Below are 23106 nucleotides of genomic sequence, written 5' to 3'. Positions count from 1 at the left end.
ATTCATATGGTTCTTCCCCTCTCAACAAGGTACCTACTAGTCTTACAAACAACTCACCGTAACCATTTCCAGTTACACTTCATGAATCAAGTAACTCTGTTTTCCCTCTCGTAAAAAGATTGGTAAGGAATCAATTTGTGCCTGTGCGACAATCCATTGTCCACCTTCATAGATAGTTCCATCTCGAGCATCGGTCCATTTTGCTCCTGTTGGCAAATATACCTCACGCTCAGTAGCATGCGCTACAACGATGGGCGCTACTAGAATATCAGAACCATAGAGATACTGTGTTGTCAGTTCCCATGCCTGGTGATCCTCTGGAAATTCATAAAAAGTTGGGCGAATGACTGGCGTTCCTTTTTCATGAGCTGCGCGCATCAATTCACGCGAGTAGTCCCGCATCAATTCACGAATTCCAATAAATTTTTTCATAATCTCATAGTTCTTTTCCCCAAACGCCCATATTTCGTTAGCTGCTCCGGTTTGCTCTGTTTCTTCACCATCTGCCTTGAAGATTTTTTTATGGGGAGTACGTGAACCATGCAATCGCATGACTGGACAAAAAGTCCCGTATTGAAACCAGCGGATCAATAAATCTTGAAAATCTAGACTTGTCACAGAACCACCATGAAATCCGCCGATGTCACTTGTCCACCACGGGATGCCTGCTAACCCCATTTGCATGCCAGCAACGATTTGGTTGCGAAAGTCTTGATAAGTCGAATGAATATCGCCGGACCAAACCAATGCCCCATATCGTTGGCTGCCCGCCCAAGCACAACGAACCAATTTGATTGAATGTTCTTTTTGTGAGGAGGCTTCTCCCTCATCAAAACCACGAACATACTCACGGGGATAAATATTGCCTTTTTGCAACACACTCCCTACATAATAACGATAGGAATCATAGTCATACGTACCAAATTCTGGTTCAGCCTCATCCAACCAAAACAAGCGAATGCCGTTATTGACATAATTTTTTGATACTTTCTCCCAGACATAGTTTCGAGCTTTAGGATTTGTTGGATCATAAAAAATGTTATTCCCATGAAACAACATCTGTACATCAATGCCGCGATCCGTTTTGACTAATAAGCCTTTTTCTTTCATCTCTTGAAAATTCTCACTACGCGTGTCGATTTGGGGCCAGATCGATACCATTAGCTCGATTCCATATTTATCTCGTACTTCTTCTGCCATCGCCTTGGGGTCTGGAAAGAAATTTTCATCAAAGCGAAAATCACCACAGCGCGGCCAATGATAATAATCGATCACTAGTACATCAACGGGAATGTTCCGCTCTTTGTGTTCCCTAGCGATCGCCACTACTTCCGCTTGTGTCGCATAGCGAAGTTTACATTGCCAAAATCCTAGACCATATTCGGGCATCATAGGTGCCCGTCCTGTCACTTGGCTAAATTGTTCTTCGATTTGAGCTGGTGTCTCTCCAGCAGTGATCCAGTAATCCAATTGCTTCGTACTTTCGGCACGCCATTCGGTCGTATTTTTACCAAAAGAGACCGAACCGATTGCTGGATTGTGCCAAAAAAAGCCGTATCCTTTGTTTGATAAATAAAAGGGGATCGAAGCTTGTGAATTTCGATGCGCTAATTCTAAATTACACCCTTTTAGATCAAAAATATCCTGCTGATATTGCCCCATACCATAGATTTTCTCCTCATGATTGGCTTCGAAAGTAGCTTTTAGTTGAAAATCTCCTCCAATAATCGACTTAAAAAACCGCGCCTTTTTCAAGAGCGCACCGCCAGATGCTGCTTCTTTCAAAATCACTTCGCCTTTTTGATTGTAAAAAGTGATCTTGCCATAGTTGTTCCAGCCTGACTCTTTGGTGACTATTGCGTGGATTTTTCCATTACCGATAGATCCTACATCCCCCTCAATCGCAACCTCGGCCTTAGAATCTTGTGTTAATAATGCACAGCAGGATAAATCTAGTTCACCAGACGGTGCACTCACCACCCGCAAACTGTTCGTGCCCCAAGCAATAATGCGCACGACTTCATTTCCATTTTGAAATTCGAGGTAATTCTCACCTATTGAAAAAAACGACATTTTTGAACCCTCCTTTTTTTCAGTATAGCTGGATTACAGAGGGCTATCCTTCGATTTTATGGCGTGTTCTATCGTAATCATGTCATTTTTCCGATATTGTGTAGGGGTCTCACCAAACATCTTTTTGAAGCACACAGAAAAATGATTACTATTACAAAAACCGACAGCTTGAGCGATCGCCACCATGGTCAAATCAGTCTCTCGCAACAATTCTGCCGATCGGATCAAGCGATAATGATTTAGATAAGCCATTGGGGAAGTTCGAAATGATTGTTTAAAAAATCGTGTAAATTGCTCTTTACTTAAGGAAACAGAATCGGCCAAATCTTGTAATTGGATCATTTCATGATAATTACTATGAATATAAGATAAAACTATTTTTTCCCGTTTTTCTTGGAGGCGCTCGCTTGATTTTTTTGCTGGCTGGTCGGTCCCAACTTCTAATAGATGTGACAAGAGTTGGATAACAATCCCTTTCAGACGTAATTCACGATAGGACGATTTCCCCATAAAGCATTGATCAAATAGTTGAAACAAGGTGAGACTTTGTTGACTTTTATCTGGAAAATCCACATAAGAAGTAACACCTTCTTGTATCAAAAAAGGATCGATTTGTTGGCTTTGAATTCTATCTGATTGTCGACTCGTGATTAATTGTTCAGAAAAAACGATACACGAAAAACGGCAGCTTTGTTGTGCGATTCGATAGGCAGTGTGTAAAGTGTTGGGAGGAATCAGGACGATCGTATTTGCCTTAATCTTGCGTGAGACTCCATTAACGACTAATTCTAGCTGTCCTTGATGGACACATAAAATTTCGATTTCTTTATGCCAATGTGGCACAAAAAAGAATTCTCGCCAAACACTCACTAAATTAGGATAATATGCTAATGGGAAATCTTCCGTGCCATGGTTCGCAGCTTCATAATAAGCAAGCGCTGCAGGTTGATTTATTTTCATTGAATCACTCGCTCACTTTCCACTTTGTTAACATTGTTTTTCGTTTAATCATAGCGTATCTACAACGATTATGTAAGCGTAATCAAAAAATAGTTTATCTGTTGATCCTTCTGACCAATTGAAACAAACAGGACAGCTACTTGACGAGCTGTCCTGTTTGTTCCCACATTCCTGCAGGACAGTTTTTCTTAGCTAAATTTGCGCGAAACCGATAAAAGCAGCCGCATTTGGTACAGGTATGATTCAATCGCAATGGACAAGTCTCACAAACAGCGATTCTCCTACTGACGATCTCCGGCGAAGCCAAGTCGCTTTCTAAAGAAAGTTGTTCTGCAATCAAGGATTCAATGTCTTCCTGTGCTGCTGCAGCAGCATCTTTCACTTCGCATCCTTTACAAGTCATGGAATCAGACTGTCAATGAGATCGTTAGAACACTCATTGCTGGCACCCGCAAGCTGACTTTGTTCTCTTTAACATCGTAAGCGGTGAAGTCTTGGATCACCACATCTTCAGGATGATCAAAATCATTGTGTGCGTTCATTTTGTCCCCCACGATATAACGAGCTTCTTTCACTTCATTGATCGCTGTTTCCAGGGAGAAGGTTAATTCTTCCGTGCCTTGGGTAGCAAAATTACAAACCGATAGATGGATCGTATCCTCTTTTTTCGAAATCGTATACGTAATGGTATCACTGCTAGTTCCATGGCTATCAATGGTTTCAGCATCTTGATGGACTTTGTACAAATCAAAGACATGATAGCTTGGAGTTTTCACCATTTGTTCGCCATCTGTCAAAATCATCGCTTGCAGGACGTTGACGGTTTGTGCGATATTTGCCATATGCACTCGCTTGGCATGTTTATGGAAAATATTCAAGGTGATCGCTGCGACCATGGCATCACGGATCGTATTTTGTTGGTATAAGAAGCCTGGATTCGTCCCAGGTTCTGCTGAGAACCAAGTGCCCCATTCATCAACAATGATTCCCACACGCTGTTCTGGGTCATACTGGTCCATGATCGCGCTGTGGCGGGTCAATAATTCATCCATGTAGGCTGCTTTTTCACAGGTCACTTGCCACTCTGCCTCATCAAATTCCAAGGCGCTCCCTTTTTCTTCCCAGCCCTGCGGATGAACGTAGTAGTGCAAGCTTAGGCCGTCCATCAACCAATGGGCGTTTTTCATCAGCGTTTCTGTCCAATGATAGTCTGCGACATTCGCTCCGCCAGCAACTTTGTAGATTTTTTTGTCACCGTATTGGCGGACATAGGTTTGATAGCGGCGATACAGATCCGCATAGTACTCTGGCCGCATATTGCCGCCGCAGCCCCAGTTTTCGTTTCCTACGCCAAAGAATTTCATTTCCCACGCATCTTCATGGCCATTTTCTCTGCGAAGATTAGCCATCGGAGAAATGCCATCCATCGTGATGTATTCCACCCATTCCGACATTTCTTGCACCGTTCCGCTGCCGACATTGCCGTTGACATACGCGTCACATTCCAGCTGCTTGATCAATTCAAAAAATTCATGGGTCCCGAAATGATTGTTTTCAGTCACGCCGCCCCAGTGAGTGTTGACCATCGTTTTGCGGTTTTCTTTAGGACCAATCCCGTCTTTCCAATGGTATTCATCGGCGAAGCAGCCGCCTGGCCAACGCAGCACAGGGATTTGAATGTTTTTCAGTGCTTCAACCACATCGATCCGCATCCCATTTTTATTTGGGATCTGCGAATCTTCTCCAACGTATAATCCTTCATAGATACAACGGCCTAGATGCTCTGCAAAATGACCGTAGATATATTTGCTAATCGTTGTTCCTGATTTTGTGTTTTGAATGTTAATCGTCATTGTTATACTCCTATTCTTTGATTCCCCAAATGGACTCATTATTATCGCCAATCGTTGAGAACGTTAATTTTTGCTGCTCAAATTCTGTTATTTCCTGAGTTAATAAAATTCCTTTGAAGGTCGCTTCTTCAAAATTCAATGCCAAGTATCCCGCATCGTACGTCCAAGTTCCGGTCAGGTCACCAGTAACGCTTCCATCTTTTTGAAGCTCGATCGTCTGCGTTTTTAGCATGGTCGTTCCATTGTCGGTACCATGGTTAATGATTTCATAGCGCCCGATAATGTCATCTTCTGTCAAAGCATCCGCTACTTGTTCATTGCCTCGATACTCGTAGGGTGCTGGAACTGGCCAGCCCTCCTCATTCATATACATTCTGTTGACCCGCACTTCATGGGCTTCGGTTCCATTGTTAAAGCGCGTATGGTACACCAAGGACCACTGACCATTCTCATCGATGATCGCCGAATTGTGTCCCGCTGCTCGATACCCCATTTGTTGAAACGAGAATTGGTAGTTGCCAATCAATTTGATGCCGTAGTTTGAATTTTGGTCCCCTTGTTCTAAGATTGGGCTATTTCCTTGGGCATCAAGGTAAGGTCCTTCTGGTTTTTCAGCGCGAAATAGTCGCATATTGTAACCACCTTTTGCTGCTAAACCACCGTAAGTGACGAATAGGTAATAATAATCGGTTTCCTCATCATAAACAATATAGGGACCTTCTCCTGACTGATGATAGCCGCCAAAAAGCTTGATCCCGAAATAGCGATCAATGATACGCCCATCTTCCGTCGTGCTATCTTCCCCAGGATACATTGGTTTTCCAGTGGCTGGATCAACTTCCAATAAAAAGATACCGCCAGACCAAGAACCATAGGTCATCCATAGTTTCCCTTCTTCATCATAAAACAACGCTGGATCAATGGCGTTTGGTGCATAATCGGTGTTATACGTCAGACCATCTTCGATCGCCCAGTTTTCACTGAACCCACTGATTTTCCCCTCTTTGATCAATTTGGCCAAATGGGTATTTTGATAGTTGGTATTGCGTTCACTACCATCTGTCGAATCTTTTTCTGTAAAGCCAGAATAGATCACGGTATCCGCATAGCTATAGGGTCCTTCGATCGTTTTAGCTACGGCCAATCCAATCGCTGAACGCCGCCAAGTAGAACTAGCTGAGTAGTAGAGCATGTAGGCTCCTTTGTCTCCATTTGACCATTCATAATCAGCATTCCAAATGACATCTGGTGCCCAAAGGCTGTAACCACCTTGTGAATCGGCATCATCATAGCCTGCCCATTCAAAAGTCTCAGCTAGATTTTCTTTTGTGTTACCATAGATCATATTGTCTTCCATTGATTCATATTCGTGAGTGAAAGGCACTTCCCAAGTTTGTAAATCTTCTGTTTTCGCTTGGGCGAGATGCGAACCAAATACGTAAAACAGCTCTTGGTCACCAACATGAATAGAAGTAATCGATGGGTCATGAATCGACACTCGATTTTTTGTCGTTGTTTCCCACTCCTTTTGTGAAAGTTGCTCAGCAGCATCTCCTGTTTGACAGCCAGCAAGAAATAAACTAGTAAAAAAAACGGACATGGTTAAACAGAGCATTTTTCTTTTTGTATTCATTTTTTCCCTCTCTTTTATCTATCCTTTGACTACACCGGGTTCGCCAAAATCAGGTAATCCATTTTTTTTCCAAGTAAACGGTTGGACATACGCATGTCGATTGGGATTTTCTAAAGGATTACTGTAATCATTTTTTTCTGGTCTTGCATGATACACTAAGATCTCTTGTTTCCCCTCCTCATCGACTGTAAAGGAGTTATGTCCTGGTCCGTATAGGGAATTTTGTTCAGAACTTGAAAAGACTGGTTCCTTCAACTTATGCCAAGAATACCCATTCAATAAATCACTATCCTCATCTGCCCACAACAGTCCCATCGCGTAGTTTTCATCCGTCGCACTGGCTGAATAAGTAATGATCACTTTTCCATTTCTAATCAAAGCAGCTGGTGCCTCGTTCACTTTGAAGCCAATTTTTTCCCATTCATAATAAGGAATGCTCAGCAGAATCTGCTTTCCTTTCAATGTCCAAGGATTTTCCATCTCTGATAAATAAAGATTGGAATTGCCTGGAATGTTTGGATCTGCTTGTGCCCAGACATAATACAATCGGTTCCTGTGTTCGAATACCGTAGCATCTAAACTGAAACTCTCAAATTGCGTCCTGATCTGTCCTTTTTCTACCCACTCGCCTGCAAAGGGATCTTCGTTCGCATTTTCGATCGCAAACATCCGATGATGATGCTGATCATTTCTGACTTCTCCATGATCTGCAGCAGCAAAATAGATGTACCATTTCCCTTGAATAAAATGAATCTCTGGTGCCCAAATCAGTTCACTCATGGGGCCTTCGGCATGAGCCGTCCAGATGACTTTTACTTCACCGTCAGCCAGTCCTTTCAAGGTTTTCGCACGCCTTAATTCGATTTCCTGATACCCTGGTTTTGATCCAGTGAAGTAATAATATCCATCGGTATGCTTGTATATCCATGGGTCTGCACGTTCTAATACAATCGGTTCCAAATAATTTTCTGCCATAAATTCTACACCTTCTTAAATAATTCCATTTTCCGTTTTTAGTATTTTTATTGCTTTGTTTTTAGACATATACATCGTCGTAGCTAGTAAATAGAGGACAACACCGATCACATCATAGATGATCAAATGGATGATGACACAGGCGATCATCCAACGTATCGTTCCTTTGTTTATTTGTTTGTCTCGCATATTCTTCGCGTTGATCCAACTGATAACGCCCATCAAAATCGTCGCTAACGCAACGATCATAACTACCTTCGATATCATTCCTACCAGACTTGACTGCAAGTATTCATACTGATTTTGATTTTGAAATGCTGCGATCCCTTGTTCTTCAAACCAAGGATAATACCCAAACATCGTTACAAGACCAATACAGACATCCCAGACCGCACTGGCACGTAGTAAATTTCTTTCCAATTTTCGATTCATGATCTTCACTATCCTTTTATTCCTGCATTTAAGTTCATAGATTCAATGAAGTATTTTTGAGCAAATAGAAACAGCATGACGGTGGGAATGATCGCAATCAATGCCGAGCCCATCAATTGACCAATCATTCGGTAGTTGCCATAAATGTCTTGTAGTAATAGTAAACCGGCTGTGATCGGCATTTTACTAACATCCGTATACACGATCACTGGCCACAAGAAATCATTCCATGAACCTGTGAAAGAAAAGAGGCCTGCAACGATCAACACAGGTTTGATCAAAGGAACGATGATCTCTGCAAAAATTGTAAATTCATCTGCACCATCCATTCGTGCTGACTCGTCAAATTCAAGCGGGATACCTTTCATAAACTGTCGCACAAGAAAGATATTTCCCATCCCTGCTAAGCCTGGAATGATCATGGCAAGAGAAGAGTTGACCCAGCCGAAGGTTTCAATGATTTTGTAAGACGGAATCAAATTCACTACACCGGGAAACATCGAGATCCCCATCAAAAGATAAAAGATACGATCACGGTATTTAAACCGCATTCTGCCATAGCCATAAGCGGTCACTGAAACAACGATCACAACTAAAACAGTGTGCGTGACTGCGATAAACATTGAATTCCATAACCACTGCATTATTGGTGCAGTAGACGTATTAGTCAAAATCGCTACATAGTTATCTAATATCCAGTTTACGGGTAATAAACGAAACCCAGTGGAGACGATTTCGGTTTGAGAACGAAAAGAAGTGGCGAAGCTAAAAATCAATGGAATAACCCAGATGATACATAAAACGATCAGAAACAAATATGCGATGACCATACTAGGTATATGTTTCTTTTGTGTATTCATTTTTTTGCCCCCTTAAGTATTGCTTCTATCTAAAAGAAAATATTGAAATACGGACACACACATAATGATCAATCCTAAGATGACTGCCATTGCCGAAGCCATTCCTGCAATTGACTCTCCTTGACTAAAAGCCAGTGAGCGGATATACATCATCAATACAGTCGTGCTTTGGTTTGGACCTCCACCTGTCATCATCAAAGGCTGTGCAAAGACATTAAATGCTCCAGCAGTTGTCATCACGATCGTATATAAAAGTGGAAAGCGAATAGATGGCAAGGTCACATTCAAGAATTTTTGGAATGCTCCCGCTCCGTCGATCTCTGCCGCTTCATAAAGGTCTTCATTGACACCCGCTAAAGCTGAGCGATAAATGATCATGTTACCACCGATTGCTCCCCAAATGCTGACAACAAAAATTAAGATCCAAGCATAGGGTTGTCGCGAAGCCCAAGAGAAATCGAACCCAAAAATATTATTGACGGCACCTAATCGAGAGTGGAAAATCAATGACCAAATCAAAGAACCTGCTGAAACAGAGATAAGACCTGGAATATATAGAATTGCTTGAAAAAGTCCTTTCAGCTTCACTTTTTTATGCTGCAATGCAGCTGCAATCATCAGTGGAATGATGATTTGTAACGGCACCATGATCAAAACGAAAATAAAGGTATTTTTCAAACCATTCCAAAATTGGGTATAGAACGTCGAGGAACTATCAAACAATAATGTTTTATAGTTGTTAAAACCGACCCAGACTGGATCAGAGATCAAATTCCATTGCGTAAATGAAGCATAAATACCATAGATCGTTGGAATACATACAAAAATAATAAAGAGTACCATGTGTGGTCCAATGAATGCGATCGATGCCCAGTTAATGCTCTTTTTTTTCATTCCTTTCATTCCCTTCTAAAAATTGGAAAAGGGGATAGAATTATCCCCCCTTCACTTATCTAGCTACTTCTGCAATCTTGTCTTCGACATATTGTTGCATCGTTTCTAATCCTTCATCCATATCTAATTCACCGTAAGCGATATCTGTACTATAAACATCTAATGCTTCTAAGACATAAGAGAAATAAACGTAGTCAAAGATGTAAAGTGTTTCTTCTTCCTCTGGTGTAGAAGTAAAGAATGATTGTGGGTATTGTTGGTAATCATCACTTTCTAAAATATCTTTACTTGCAACGATTTGACCGGCTTTTGCCCATTCGTTCGAGTTTGTACGAACAAATTCTAAAAATTCTGCGATTACTTCTTCTTTTTCTTCTGTTCTGCTTTCACTCTTCAACATGCCAAACATATGAGAAGCTGCTCGGTTGGTTGCGATGTCATCTGAAGTCGAATAAATATTTGTTACGCCCCAATTCAAGCCCTCAACCGCATCATGAGCGGTAGAAGTCCAAGTACCATCTGTTGATAAGAGTACGTTTCCGCCTTGGAACATCAAATACCCATCTTCTCCATAAGGTGTCATCAGGCCTGCATCTGTTAACGCTTTAATTCTTTCTAACGCTTCTTTCATTTCTGGCGTATTCACCGTCGGGTTCCCAGCATCGTCAGAAATCGCGCCGCCTAAGTTACGGATTTGCGCTAAGATAACCCAAGAAAGTAACGCATTATTTACGACATAATCGCCTTCTTCCATCTGCCCTGCTAATGACATCATTTCATCAAACGTCACGATGTTATCGTCTAACCAAGAAGTTACATTGTATTTTTCTAAAAGATCTTGATTGTAATACATGGCACTGGCATGAATATCTAATGGGATCGTATATTGAGTATCGCCGATTTTCCCTGCATTCCACGCCGTATCTAAATAATTGCTTTCTTCTAACTCAGGTTGATAAGAAACCAGACGATCAACCGGATCAATAATATCGGAATTGACAAATTCCTCTACTTTATAAGAATGCATCAAAGTCAAATCTGGAATCCCACTTTTAGAACTTACGACCGTACTTAATTTAGTGTACATATCAGACGTGATCACATGATTGATTGTATAATCGGAACCTGATTGTTCATTGAATTCATTTACGATCTGATCCATATAAGCGCCATCATCACCAGTAAGGGGTGACCAAAAATTAATCGTGTATTTTTCTTTTTCCGCTGCCTGATAACGATTAAAACCAATAAGGGCAACTGCAACGACTGCAACTAAAGCACCAATAATAATAAGTTTCTTCTTCATGTTTTTCCCTCTTTCATAGAAATTGAATTTTGGTCTTTGAAGCCGAACACGCCTATCCTCCTTCTCTTATTTGCTATCCCAGCATTTATAATTGCATTATTCATTTCTAGCGTTTGCAAACACTTTCAATTTACAAATAAATCATAACTTGATTTGTAATCGCTGTCAACAATATTTTGATTAATTTATTTAGGATAATATCTATATTAATTAACAAATATATTAATAACTAGCGAAATAAACAACGCTATTTACACAAATTAGCAAATATGTTAACATTCAAGTAAATCAAACAGTTTAAGCGGAGGTGACACGATGCAATTAGAAATCAATCAAGAAGCATTGCCTGTCTATGAGGCACTTGCCAGTAACGTGCGAATCAAAATCATTCAATTGCTGGCTAAAAACAAGATGAATGTCAAAGAGTTGGCACAGGAGTTGGGCTTAAGCAGCGCCATCATTACGATGCACATCAAAAAATTAGAAGAAGCCAAAATTATCAAAACAGAGCGTGTGGGGCAAAAAAAGATTTCCAGTTTAAGAGTGGATCATATCGATATCAACTTTCCTGAGAAAATCTTTAATGCCTTTGATACAAAAGAAACGGCGATACCGATCGGTCATTATACAAATTATTCGGTAGAACCAACGTGCGGGCTTGCTACTTCAGCTGATTTTGTGGGAATGGTGGATGAACCGAAGTTTTTCATGGATCCTCGACGAATGGATGCCCGCATCTTGTGGTTTACTAAAGGATTTGTTGAATACCAATCGCCAAACTTTTTAGCAAGAGAAGAAAAACTGGAAATGATGGAGATTTCAATGGAAGTTTCGTCTGAATTTCCTTTTTCCAATAACAACTGGCCGTCAGACATCACCTTCAGCTTAAATGGTGTGGAGCTTGGTACATGGACTAGCCCAGGGGATTTTGCAGATATTCGCGGCAAGTATACACCGGATTGGTATCCAGACAATCTCAATCAGTACGGGTTATTGAAGACGATCCGCATCATGGATCACGGAACCTACATGGAAGGTGTTCCTCTTTCCGACATTACGATCAAGGATATACCTGCCTACGAAGATACGTGGCACTTAAAAGTGGAAGTCAAAGAAGATGCCGAGCATGTCGGCGGTTGTACCCTCTTTGGCAAGGGGTTTGGGAATTACGATCAGGATATCAAACTGAAAATGTTTTATAGCTAAAAAAAACGCTAGTCTTAGCGGCTGACCCAAACATTTCTTTTGGGAATCAGGTCGCTAAACTAGCGTTTTTGTTATTTCTTCAAATGGTAACTGTACGTACTTACAATGATGTTCTCACGCCAAGAGAGTCTGAAACGCAAGCGTAGGCTTGTTTGGTTGTGCAAAATATTTTGCCAGCGACGTCTTGGGACAAACTGTGGAATGATGACGGTCGTTGTGTAATTGTGTTTGGCTGCATTGCGGCTGACTAGATCCACATAACGCAAGATGGGATTTTCAATCGAACGATACGAAGAATGAACGACGGAGAAACGCACGTCTGGGAATTTTTGCTTAAATTCTTGTTCGATCTCTTTTTCTTTCTTCACATCTTCATCCAACGAGACGTGCATCGCCACGACATAATCACCAATCGATTGGGCATAGTTCAATGCGCCGATATTTACTCGGGTAACATTTCCGACGAGAACGATCACGGTATTTCCTTCATAAACATGCAGTGCTTCTTGTTTTTCCAATCGCAGCTGTTCTGCGACTTTTTTATAATGATCATGGATCTTGTAAAAGATATACAAGAGGATCGGCATGATAATGAAAAATGGCCAAATATCGCCTAAGCGATACACGAACAAGATGGCAATGATCGCAAAAGAAATCAAAGCCCCAATGATGTTGGCGATCGATTTAAAGAACCAGCCTTTGCCTTCTTTTTTCCATTTGACGACCATTCCGCTTTGGGATAGTGCAAAAGGAATGAATACCCCGATGGAATACAACGGAATCAAACGCTCGGTCGATCCTTGGAAGATAAACAATAGGACGATGGAACCAGCAGCTAAGGTGATGATCCCGTTTGAGTAGCCGAGACGATCCCCACGGTCTTGATACATGTGTGGCATATATTTGTCTTTGGCTAAGTTATACGCCAACACGGGGAAGGCGGAAAATCCAGTATTTGCGGCAACTGCTAAAATCAGCGCTGTGGCAAATTGCAAAACGTAGTACATAAACCCATGACCAAAAACAGCAGAGCCGATTTGAGATAGGACGGTCACTTCTGCTTCTGGTACGATACCGTACCAATAGTTGATAAAAGTGATACCGACGAAGAAGAACCCTAAGATCGCAGCCATGATCGTCAAGGTCGCAGCTGCATTTTTCGCCCGTGGTTTTTTGAAAAATGGCACCGCGTTACTGATCGCTTCGACCCCCGTCAAAGAAGAGGAACCTGATGAGAAAGCCCGTAAGATCAAGGCTACGGATACCCCAGGCACCACAGCTCCCGGCAGTGCGGTTGCATTCAACGGTTGCGCACCCGTTACGATGTTGTACAAGCCGACCACGATTAAGACTGTGATCACTGCGATAAAGGTGTAGACTGGAATCATTAAGAAGCTAGCTGATTCTCGCAGCCCTCGCAGATTCATCATCATGATCAAGAGCACGATCACGACAGAAATGGCCACTTGATGGCCGAACAACGCTGGCACAGCAGAAGTGATGGCTTCCGCCCCTGCTGAGACGGATACTGCTACTGTCAGCATATAATCGATCAACAGTGAGCCGCCGGCAATCAGGCCCGCATTTTTCCCTAAATTTTCACTACTTACTACATACGCCCCACCACCGTGAGGGTATGCATGAATGATCTGACGGTAAGACAAGGTCAATGAAATCAAAAGAATAATAACAAAAGCAGCGATCGGTAATGAATACCAGATAGCAGCAGCGGAAAGTGCCACTAATACGACAACGATCTGCTCTGTCCCATAAGCAATCGAAGACAAAGCATCAGAAGATAGCAACGCAAGGGCCGCCGTCCGGCTCAGTTTTTGTTCATCATTCTCTGCGGATTTCAATGGACGTCCGACCAACAAACGTTTCAAATACTCCACTTTTTCTACACTCCTTTTCATGAAAAAATCCTTCGTTAAACTTGTAACGATATCCTCACAAATATTGAATTATCAAGACTGTATGCTACTCTTGTAACCGCGAAAAGTCAATGAAAATCAGATGAAAAAACGACCCTTTTTCCCTCTTTTGATTATTAGAAATTTCACGTGATGGCACAAAAGCAGAAAGAACAAATGCTCTTTCTGCTTTTCGATGTTAGTGGAAGAAATGACTTTCTTTGGAAATGTCGCTTAATTTCTTCGTAGAGTTGACTAGATAAGGATACGCGTAGGTACCGACGATCCCAAAGACCAGGAACAAAATCGTTAAAATAACCAATTGTGGCACGGCATTTGGCCAATAGATCCCGCCAGCTGATTCTCTTAACAGATTGACTGCATGGGTAAATGGCAGCAGCGGATTAATGAATTGGAAGAACTTCCCAGAAACTTGGATCGGGTAGTTTCCTCCCCCACCTGAGATGGAGAGAACCAAAATGATGATGGCGATCCCTTTCCCGAGGTTGCCGAACAGTCCTGCCAGTACGTAAACGATCATCATAAAGGCGAGTCCGACGAGTAATGCGAAGAAGACACTGTACACTGGATTGTGGACATCAACGCCTAATAAAAACATATTTCCTAGGGTCACGATCAAACTTTGGGCGACTGCCATCGTCAAGAACGTCAGCATTCGTGCCACAAAGGTTTCACGTTGGGTAAAGCGTTTTTTGTCTTTCTTCTCTAAATGATACTCCGTTGTAGCGACACTTGACAACAATAATGCCCCTACCCACAAACACAATGCGGTATAAAACGGGGTGCTAGCTGAACCATTGTTGGCGATTGGATAGATTTCATTGCTTTTTAATTCCACTGGTTGTTTGAAGAAGTCGGCTTCATCGGTGGCATCAAGTTTCAATAATTTGATGACTTCCCCAAGATCGACTTCATTTTCTCCTGCTCGGATCGCATCAGCGGCTTTGTGGATGCCTGCTTTGATGCTCGGCCAATCGTTATTGATCAAATCGACAGCCGCATCCAAGGCTTTTTCAACTTCTGGCAGTTTTTCATCCACCATTGCCATCGTAGAGCTGATTTCTGATTTGATGGTTGGCCAGTCGTTTTGCAAGAAGTTTACGGCCAACCCTAATTTTTCTTCGACCACTGGCAATTCGTTGTTGTATAGGTCGGCTCCTTTGTTGATGGCATTGACGATTTCATCCATGTGACCATTCAGCATCGTATTGGCATCGTGCAATTCTTGCTTGATGGCAGGCAATTCTTTTTGATATTTTTCCAAAATCGTCACGGCATTGCTGACCACTGATTTGGTGGAAGACAGCAACGAGTCAAAATCGATCTCTTGGGCTTTTTTCAAGACATCTTCGGCGGTGGTGATGGTTTCGATTAGTTTGGTTAGGATGTCGTTGATGGTGGTGGTGATTGAATCAACATTGATGCTGTTCATGAGATTGGCAACGTTTTGAGCAGCTGCGGTAACTTGATCGAGATACGCTGTAATTTCATCAACAGACCCATTTTGAACAAGGTTATTCAATTGCGATAAGCGGTCAGATAAAACACCTAACGTTGTTTTGGCATTGCTTAGTTGTGCAATGATACCTTCTAGGTCGGCGTTACTGCCAGAATTCTGAATATTGGTTAAAAAGGCAATCAAGGAATCCAAGGCTGCTTGTTGTTGTTGGATGTTCTTTTGAAAGTCAGTGATCGTTGCACTGATTGCTTGACGCTCTTCATCTGTTAGTTCATTGTCAGCCAGTGCTTGGCGAATCGTACTTGTTAGACCGGCTGTGGTGGTTGCCACTTGACTGATCGACTCAATCGTCACCTTCACACTGCTAGAAATACTTGGCAGGGCATCTTGCAATTGTTGCGCCCCATCTTTGGTCGCGGTGGCGAAGCTGGCGGCTTGGTCGCCTAGTTGTTCGATCTGTGGTAACGCGGCTTGCACTTGTTCAATGACTTGCAGTCCTTGCTTGGCGGTGTCGATGCCATCCGTCATAGTGCTGGCAATGTCATCAAAATCATCGTCGATCATCTTCAATTGTTTGCCAGCATTTTGGATCTCTGGGATCTTTTCTTGCAAGGTCAAAATGATGCTGGCTTCTTTCTTCAATGCAGGCAGCTTATCGTTTAAGCCGATCAGTTTTTCCCCCATGGCATCCACTTGTGGGATATAATCGGTGAATTCTTCGGCTTTTGCGATCTTTTCTTTGATTTCTGGAAACTTATCGTGCAAAGTGACGATCTCTTTCGTATAGCCATCGATCGTAGCCAAATTGTCATCGGTGTCTAAGATCATCGATTTGACTTTGTTGATGCTGACTAAGTTGGAATCAATGTCATAGCCGATTTCATTGAAGACTTTTATCAACGTGGAGCTGGCGGTTTCAATAAAGTTTTGTGAGATCTCTTCTTGAAGGCTGCTGGCTCCTTTATCGGTGATTTTTGGTGCGATGGCGTTGATTTTTTGGTTGCTATAATACTCGATGGTCGGTTTTTCGATTTTCCCACTGGTAAAGCTGATCAGATCATCTGAAAAATCCGCTGGCAGATAAATACCCGCGTAATATTTTCCTGACTTGACCCCTTCTACTAAGTCCTCTTTTGAATCCAAGAAGCGCCAGCCCAACTGCTTGTTTTTATGGAGGGTGTCGATGACTTCATCACCGATATCGATGTGCTTGTCTTGAAATTCTGCCCCTTTATCCGCACTGTAAACGGCAATCGGCAATTCACTGGTGTTGCCGTATGGGTCCCAGAGGGCTTTGATATTGAACCACGCATAAAGCGAGGGTAAAATCATTAAGGCAATGATCAAAAATGCAGAGATTGGATTGCTGAAAATTCGCTTCCAGTCCAGTTTATATAAATAGAAAACATTCTTTAGTTTATTCATTTTTTCTTCCCCCACTAGTTCTTCGTCGAAGGATAATTTACCATGTTTTTCCCCCGCCGCCAACGGCTAGGATCGACCAAGAAAAGTCCTTTTGACAAATGGACGTTTTTGTCAAAATGAAACCCCTTTACTTTTTGTTTTTTTTCGCTTATTGTTAAACTTTCTTTAACTTTACCATGATGGCGAAAAACACACCACTCATATCCTTTGATCTGTTTTTTTACAGGTCTTTCCTATACAAAAAAAGCTTCCTTTTTCTGCAACGAAAAAGGAAGCTTTTTTAGGCATTATTTCAGTTGATCCTTTGCCAATAACTCATACACATACTTCAACGAGGTAGCTTCGCCATATAATTGAAGATCTGCTTTTTCCTCTGGGGAATACACTTGATCAAAGCTTTGATCGGGAATCAGCACGACATCGATGCCCGCACGTGTCGCGGCTGTTGCTCCCACAAGAGAATCTTCCATGACTAAAGCTTTTTCTGCTGCGACTTGCGCTTTTTCTAAAGTCAGCAAGTACGGTGCTGGATCAGGCTTATGGGCGGAGACGTCATCACCAAAGGTCTGATAGTCAAAGGCCTGCAACAAATCGAAATGCGTCAACAATTCAGAGGCTCTTTTTTTCATCGTCGAGGTGGCTAATGCCGTTTGGAAGCCTTTCTCACGAGCCAAGGCGATGGTTTCTTTCGCATAGGGTTTGGTTTTGAAGGTGCCATCGGTTATTTGCTGGGCAATATAGACTTCCCGTTCTGCTCGTAATTCCTGCACCCGCTGCTGACCGCCTACGAGGTCGGCTAATTTAGTGGCAGTCTGTTGCCAACTTTGACCACGCCAACCAAAAATATCAGCGGCTGTAATCGGAAGCTCATACTTTTTAAATAGCGCCAACCACCCATCAAAATAGACTCTTTCAGTATCGACTAACAATCCATCAAAATCAAAAATCAAAAGTTCTTTCATAAACGCTCCTTCGTTTTGCTAAGATTTTTTCCTCACTCACTGGGGATCAAGACATCTCCCGACTTTTGTCAGCAGCTGCTTGCACTGCTTTGATGACAGCCGCGCGAAAGCCATTTTCCTCTAAGGTTTTGACTGCTTGGATCGTTGTGCCCCCTGGTGAGCTGACACGATCCTTTAAGACACCTGGGTGTTCCTTCGTCTCTAGTACCATCTTCGCTGCGCCTAATACCGCTTGAGCAGCAAATTCATACGCCATCGGCCGCGGCATTCCTTCAGCCACTGCTCCATCTGCCAAAGCTTCAATGAACAAATATGTGTAGGCTGGTGAAGAACCGCTGACACCAATGACTGCATCGATCATGCTTTCTGGTACTTGCTCGGCTTTGCCCAGGCTTTCAAAAAGCTGTTTGACTTCGTTGGCTTCGGCTTCCGTCACTTGACCGTTGGGACTGATAGAAGACATCCCTTCCCCCACCAGTGCAGGGGTATTTGGCATGACCCGCACGATTTTGTGCGCACCGATGATTTCTTCCATTTGCGCGATCGTCACACCCGCGGCAATAGATACTAGCAAATGCTCCTTGGTCAAGCCGTCTTTTAAATCAGCAAGCAAGCGGGGAAAGACAAAAGGTTTAACTGCTAAGACGAGGATCTCCGCTTTTCCGGTGACATCTGCTAGCTTAGTTGTCCCAGTGATCCCAGTTTCTTTTTCTAATTGTGCCAAAGTCGGCTCGTAGCGATGGTTATAAACCAAGATCTCTGCTGGTTCATACAGGTTTGCTGCAATCAAGCCGTTGATGATGGCTTTTGCCATGTTACCGGCTCCTAAAAAGGCGATTTTTCTCATAGTTTTCACGCTCCACTTCTGATTTTGGTACCACTTTTTGCTAAAAAAGCCTAATCAATGACTAGGCTTCAAACTCGATCATATACGGATGCAAGGCGGTGTTATAGATCCCTTCTGTATATTCTACCACTTCTCCTTGTAGATCATACGAATAACGGGTTCGTTTCAAGGCAGCGACCTCTGGCGTGATCATAAACTTCTGTTGCTCTTCGGTCAAGGTCGTTGCCACGAACGCATCTTGAAAGCGATCGATGATCATTCGATGTTCATCCAATAGGCGATACAATGATTTTTCTTCAAAGACCTCGATGGAGGTACCCTTTAGCTGCTTTGGCAAATGGTACTCATAGTAAATAAAGGGTTGGTGGTCAAAATAATACATGCGACGTAAACGCATGACTTCTTTGCCCATCAAAGAATACGCGGGGTGCTCAGGCGCAAGTTCGACTAATTCATAGCTGAGGTTTTTCTTCGTGTATTCCTTGCCAGTCTTTTCAAGCAATTGGCTAAACGTCGTGCCTTTTGACAGCTTGTTATAAGGGCGATTGCTTAAAACCGTCGTCCCACGTCCGCTGCGTTTTTCCACATACTCATCTGCCGCTAACAATTCGATGGCTTTGCGGACAGTGATCTTGCTGACATTGAAGGTGGCTTCCAATTCTGTTTCCGTCGGTAAAAATGAACCAATCGGGTAGCGACCCGACATGATGTCTTCTTTGAGCTTATCGGCAACATCACGGTAAAGAATGTGTTTGCGTTTCATTGCTATCTCGCCTTTCTCTCATTGGATTGGTCTTGTTCTCCTTATTCATCAAAGGTAGGAATGTCTTCTGGTTGCGGCTCGATCAAGACTTTCCGTGGCTTGCTGCCTTCAGAAGGGCCAACGACACCTTGATCTTCTAATTCATCCACTAACCGAGCCGCTCGGTTATAGCCGATGCGAAAACGTCGCTGCAAGAGAGAAACGCTGGCGGTCTGCATTTCCACCACAAGGGCTTTGGCATCTTCGAATAGCTCATCTTGCGGTTGTCCGCTGCTGCCGGTACTCGTTTCTTCCTCAGTAACCATCATTTTTTCTTCATAATTGGCTTCTTGCTGATCGGTCACGAATTCAACCACTCGTTCGACTTCTTGGTCGGAGATAAAGGCCCCTTGGACCCGAATCGGTTTGTTCTCACCCATCGGCAGATACAGCATGTCGCCGCGTCCCAGCAGTTTTTCGGCTCCGTTCCCATCAATGATGGTCCGCGAATCGACACCGCTGGAAACAGCAAACGCCATCCGTGATGGAACATTGGCTTTGATGATCCCTGTAATGACATCCACACTTGGTCGTTGCGTTGCTAGGATCATATGGATACCTGCTGCCCGTGCCATTTGCGCCAAACGAATGATGGCATCTTCGACTTCGTTGCTGGCAACCATCATCAAGTCGGCTAACTCATCGACGATCACTACAATGAATGGCAAGATCGGACGATTTTCGCCGTCTTCTAAATTCTTATTGATCACTAAATCGTTGTAGCCAGTAATGTTTCGGACCCCAGTTGCCGCAAATTTTTCGTAGCGCTCTTCCATTTCCTTGACCACTTTTTGCAACGCTTGCGCCGCTTTGCGGGGATTGGTCACGACAGGTGTCAAGAGATGGGGAATCCCATTGTAAACATTTAATTCAACCATTTTCGGGTCGATCATCATCAGTTTGACTTCATGGGGTTTTGCCCGCATCAAAATACTGGTGATGATGCCGTTGATGGCTACGGACTTCCCGCTCCCGGTCGATCCAGCAATCAAGAGATGGGGCATTTTCGTTAAGTCTGCCGTTTGGACACGGCCAGAAATATCGCGTCCTAAAGGTACTTCTAATAGTTTATCTGGATGATCCGGTTGGGCTTCGATCACTTCTCGGAATGAAACCATGCTGACTGCACTGTTTGGAACTTCGATCCCAATCAATGATTTCCCTGGGATCGGCGCTTCCATCCGCACATCTTTGGCAGCTAAGGCCAAGGCGATATCGTCGGTCAACCCGACGATTTTGCTTACTTTGACCCCTACTGCTGGTTGAACTTCGAATTTGGTTACTGCTGGTCCTAAGCTGGCTTTGACGACTTTTGCATCAACACCGAAGCTTTGGAAGGTGGTTTCTAACACACCGATATTTTGTTCGATCTTTTTGTACTCGCTGCTTTGATCCGTTGAAGGGATCGAATCGAGTAATTGCGCTGAAGGCAATTCATAATCACGATTTTCAGCTTCTTCCGAAATCTCAAATTCCAATACTTCACCATCATCATCGAGGATCTCCCCGTCTTCATTGACCTTTTTGCTTGGTCCTGGTTTGTTTCCTGCTGGATGTGGTGCTTGAGCGGCCTCTGGTCCCGCCGCTTGCGGCAATTCCTGGAAGTGGTCGATGGGTACAAAGCTCAGCTGCTCTGGTTCAAAATCAGCTGGCGCTTGCATCTGTTGTTCTTTTGCTGATTTTTCGTCTTCTGTCATTGGTCGGACTTGATTCTTTTCTTTGATCTCCGCCATGACTGCTGCTCGTTCGGCTTCTTTTTTGGCTTCTTTCGCAGCTTGTTTCTCTGCTGCTCGTTCCGCTTTGCGGGCTTCTCGTTCGGCTTGCTTTTCTGGAGAGCCTTCTAACAACCGCTGCAGCTTGTCACCAGCTGCTTGCAGGTGCTCGACTAACTCGTGGCTGCTCATTTGGCTGAACAAGAACGCCCCAATCATCATGAGTAAAACAGCGATGATGTAGCTGCCGATCTGGGAAACAAGAAAATAGGTCGCCCCATAGAGCATGGCGCCAATCATTCCGCCCCCGACATTTTGGGTCACTTGGCTGCGCCGAATATCGCCTAACAGCGTCATCCACGTCGTTTGGAAGATATTGGCTTGTTCTCCCACCACATTACTAAAGATTTGCGCATGGAGGATGATCAGCAAACCAAAATACACCAATACACAGCCAATCACTCGCCGAATACTTTTAAAGCGAGCATCGGTCGTTTTGATCGCTAACCAGACACCATAAGCGGCTAGGGCAACACTCAAAAATTGGTACGTGTTTCCGCCAACGATCCGAAACCCGTTGGCAATCAAGGTTCCTAAAAAACCTAAATGGAAAAAGCCAAATATCGAAAACAAGACAAAGAGCAGGCCGACGCCGACCAGCATTAATTTCTCTTGCTGTTTTTGTTGTTTTTTTGTTTTGCGTTTCTTTGCGCGTTTTTTTTGCGCCATTTCTATCCCTCTTTTCATCTTTCCCTATTATAACGAAAAAAGAAGGCGAACAAAAGTTTTCCTGTGAGAAATTTTGGTTAGCTGTTGGAATTTAAGGAAAAAAGAGGATGTCTGCCAGATATAGCAGTGATCATCCTCTTTTTAGCTGCTGCACAAATTCAGCGACTGTATAGACAATCAGTCCCGATGATTCAAAATCAGCGGTATTGGTCGTTACTAGACTGTCGATTTGATTTCGCTTCGCACAAGCTGCTAAAACAGCATCCTCAAAATCTGTCATTGTTGAATCAAGCGCCTGAACGCAATCTGCTTCCGTAACTGTTAAGACGGTATGCACTTGGATCAGTTTTTTGACTTCCCTCCGAGCATCGACTCCTGCTGCTCCATCGAGAATATAGAAAAGATCCGTTAAGGTACTTGCCGTAATCACGCCCTCGCAAAGTCCATAAATGGAACTGTTGTATATCTGTTTGATGGCTTCTTGATGGCTTTTAGACCCTCTTCCTAATAAATAGTCAAGGATCACATTGGTGTCAATCACGACTCGTTTGGCTTTGTATTTGGTCATGCTTATTTTATTCTCCCAGATATTTTTTCCTACGCCGTTCGTTTCTTACTTTTTTGATGTCCACAACGTCAGGTGTTTCAAATGAATCTGCTAAAATGCCTTGCAAAGAATCGACTAAACGAAGTTTCTCCTCTGGGGACAACTCTCCTACTGACTGCTTTTCTGTAATAACTAACTGTTTTTTGCCATTGACTTCTTCTGCCAGTTCCATTTCTAGTTCAGAACCTACCTGGAGATCCAATTTCCGAATCATTTTCTTAGACAAGCGAACCCCCTGTCCATTGCCCCACTTAATCAAATGAGCGGTCTCTTTATAATGTTCCACTCGGCTCCCCCCTCTTTATCGGATTTTCCTTACTACCGATCATTATAACATGAGCACGCATATGTATACACAAGTATATACTTCAATCGTTCCTTCTTTCCTTAAATACGCAAAAGAAATGAATGTAAAAAAAACACCAGCTGCTAAGCAG

At 43.0% G+C, this 23106-nt stretch carries 19 protein-coding genes; 1 reads left to right on the top strand and 18 read right to left on the bottom strand.

Annotation, left to right across the window (positions count from 1 at the left end):
- Nucleotides 1-72 precede the first annotated feature (72 nt).
- The 10 genes from ACTW1R_RS02155 to ACTW1R_RS02110 all read right to left on the bottom strand — a co-directional run bounded on the left by ACTW1R_RS02155 (nt 73) and on the right by ACTW1R_RS02110 (nt 10986).
- On the bottom strand, nt 73-2073 hold the full coding sequence (locus tag ACTW1R_RS02155; RefSeq protein WP_153883001.1) for a glycoside hydrolase family 31 protein: 2001 nt from the start codon (nt 2071-2073) through the stop codon (nt 73-75).
- Between the two features lie 33 nt (nt 2074-2106).
- Nucleotides 2107-3033, bottom strand: a complete 927-nt coding sequence (locus tag ACTW1R_RS02150; RefSeq protein WP_016609618.1) for an AraC family transcriptional regulator — start codon at nt 3031-3033, stop codon at nt 2107-2109.
- Between the two features lie 136 nt (nt 3034-3169).
- A complete protein-coding gene (locus tag ACTW1R_RS02145; RefSeq protein ID WP_005227303.1) occupies nt 3170-3436 on the bottom strand; it encodes a DUF6171 family protein in 267 nt (88 codons plus the stop codon).
- Nucleotides 3437-3440: 4 nt separating this feature from the next.
- Nucleotides 3441-4886, bottom strand: coding sequence for an alpha-N-arabinofuranosidase (locus ACTW1R_RS02140; RefSeq protein ID WP_271814272.1), 1446 nt, complete (start codon nt 4884-4886; stop codon nt 3441-3443).
- Between the two features lie 10 nt (nt 4887-4896).
- A complete protein-coding gene (locus ACTW1R_RS02135) occupies nt 4897-6519 on the bottom strand; it encodes a glycoside hydrolase family 43 protein (RefSeq protein ID WP_271814270.1) in 1623 nt (540 codons plus the stop codon).
- An 18-nt stretch (nt 6520-6537) separates the two neighbouring features.
- Nucleotides 6538-7494 carry a glycoside hydrolase family 43 protein gene (locus tag ACTW1R_RS02130; protein WP_016609615.1) on the bottom strand — a complete coding sequence of 319 codons (957 nt, stop codon included), beginning with the start codon at nt 7492-7494 and terminating at the stop codon, nt 6538-6540.
- Nucleotides 7495-7509: 15 nt separating this feature from the next.
- The gene (locus tag ACTW1R_RS02125) at nt 7510-7926 is read right to left on the bottom strand and encodes a hypothetical protein (protein WP_010748727.1); all 417 of its coding nucleotides are present in this window, start codon (nt 7924-7926) and stop codon (nt 7510-7512) included.
- A gap of 8 nt (nt 7927-7934) precedes the next feature.
- Nucleotides 7935-8786, bottom strand: a complete 852-nt coding sequence (locus ACTW1R_RS02120; RefSeq protein ID WP_005227285.1) for a carbohydrate ABC transporter permease — start codon at nt 8784-8786, stop codon at nt 7935-7937.
- Between the two features lie 12 nt (nt 8787-8798).
- Nucleotides 8799-9689, bottom strand: coding sequence for a carbohydrate ABC transporter permease (locus tag ACTW1R_RS02115; RefSeq protein WP_005227284.1), 891 nt, complete (start codon nt 9687-9689; stop codon nt 8799-8801).
- A gap of 46 nt (nt 9690-9735) precedes the next feature.
- Nucleotides 9736-10986, bottom strand: coding sequence for an extracellular solute-binding protein (locus ACTW1R_RS02110; RefSeq protein ID WP_311903399.1), 1251 nt, complete (start codon nt 10984-10986; stop codon nt 9736-9738).
- A gap of 315 nt (nt 10987-11301) precedes the next feature.
- Here ACTW1R_RS02110 and ACTW1R_RS02105 point away from each other — a divergent pair, with 315 nt between their 5' ends.
- Nucleotides 11302-12192: an ArsR/SmtB family transcription factor gene (locus ACTW1R_RS02105; RefSeq protein ID WP_005227282.1), complete on the top strand. Its 891-nt coding sequence runs from the start codon at nt 11302-11304 to the stop codon at nt 12190-12192.
- Nucleotides 12193-12263: 71 nt separating this feature from the next.
- On the opposite strand, the gene ACTW1R_RS02100 is transcribed toward ACTW1R_RS02105, so the two are convergent.
- The 8 genes from ACTW1R_RS02100 to ACTW1R_RS02065 all read right to left on the bottom strand — a co-directional run bounded on the left by ACTW1R_RS02100 (nt 12264) and on the right by ACTW1R_RS02065 (nt 22955).
- Entirely contained in the window at nt 12264-14087 is a 1824-nt protein-coding gene (locus tag ACTW1R_RS02100) for an APC family permease (RefSeq protein ID WP_005227281.1), read from the bottom strand.
- A 217-nt stretch (nt 14088-14304) separates the two neighbouring features.
- Nucleotides 14305-17010, bottom strand: a complete 2706-nt coding sequence (locus ACTW1R_RS02095; protein WP_074934422.1) for a YhgE/Pip domain-containing protein — start codon at nt 17008-17010, stop codon at nt 14305-14307.
- A gap of 287 nt (nt 17011-17297) precedes the next feature.
- Nucleotides 17298-17972 carry an HAD family hydrolase gene (locus tag ACTW1R_RS02090; RefSeq protein WP_074934395.1) on the bottom strand — a complete coding sequence of 225 codons (675 nt, stop codon included), beginning with the start codon at nt 17970-17972 and terminating at the stop codon, nt 17298-17300.
- Nucleotides 17973-18018: 46 nt separating this feature from the next.
- Nucleotides 18019-18819, bottom strand: coding sequence for a pyrroline-5-carboxylate reductase (gene proC, locus ACTW1R_RS02085; RefSeq protein WP_005227278.1), 801 nt, complete (start codon nt 18817-18819; stop codon nt 18019-18021).
- A 61-nt stretch (nt 18820-18880) separates the two neighbouring features.
- Nucleotides 18881-19582 carry a GntR family transcriptional regulator gene (locus ACTW1R_RS02080; RefSeq protein WP_005232219.1) on the bottom strand — a complete coding sequence of 234 codons (702 nt, stop codon included), beginning with the start codon at nt 19580-19582 and terminating at the stop codon, nt 18881-18883.
- Between the two features lie 41 nt (nt 19583-19623).
- On the bottom strand, nt 19624-22062 hold the full coding sequence (locus tag ACTW1R_RS02075) for an FtsK/SpoIIIE family DNA translocase (protein WP_005231469.1): 2439 nt from the start codon (nt 22060-22062) through the stop codon (nt 19624-19626).
- Nucleotides 22063-22192: 130 nt separating this feature from the next.
- On the bottom strand, nt 22193-22630 hold the full coding sequence (locus tag ACTW1R_RS02070; RefSeq protein WP_005227275.1) for a PIN domain-containing protein: 438 nt from the start codon (nt 22628-22630) through the stop codon (nt 22193-22195).
- Between the two features lie 7 nt (nt 22631-22637).
- Nucleotides 22638-22955, bottom strand: coding sequence for an AbrB/MazE/SpoVT family DNA-binding domain-containing protein (locus ACTW1R_RS02065; RefSeq protein WP_005227274.1), 318 nt, complete (start codon nt 22953-22955; stop codon nt 22638-22640).
- Nucleotides 22956-23106: the final 151 nt, after the last annotated feature.

The sequence above is a fragment of the Enterococcus sp. R12 genome, from assembly GCF_058135755.1.
The sequence above is the reverse complement of the archived record's forward strand: the minus strand, read 5'-3'. Positions and strand labels throughout refer to the sequence as shown.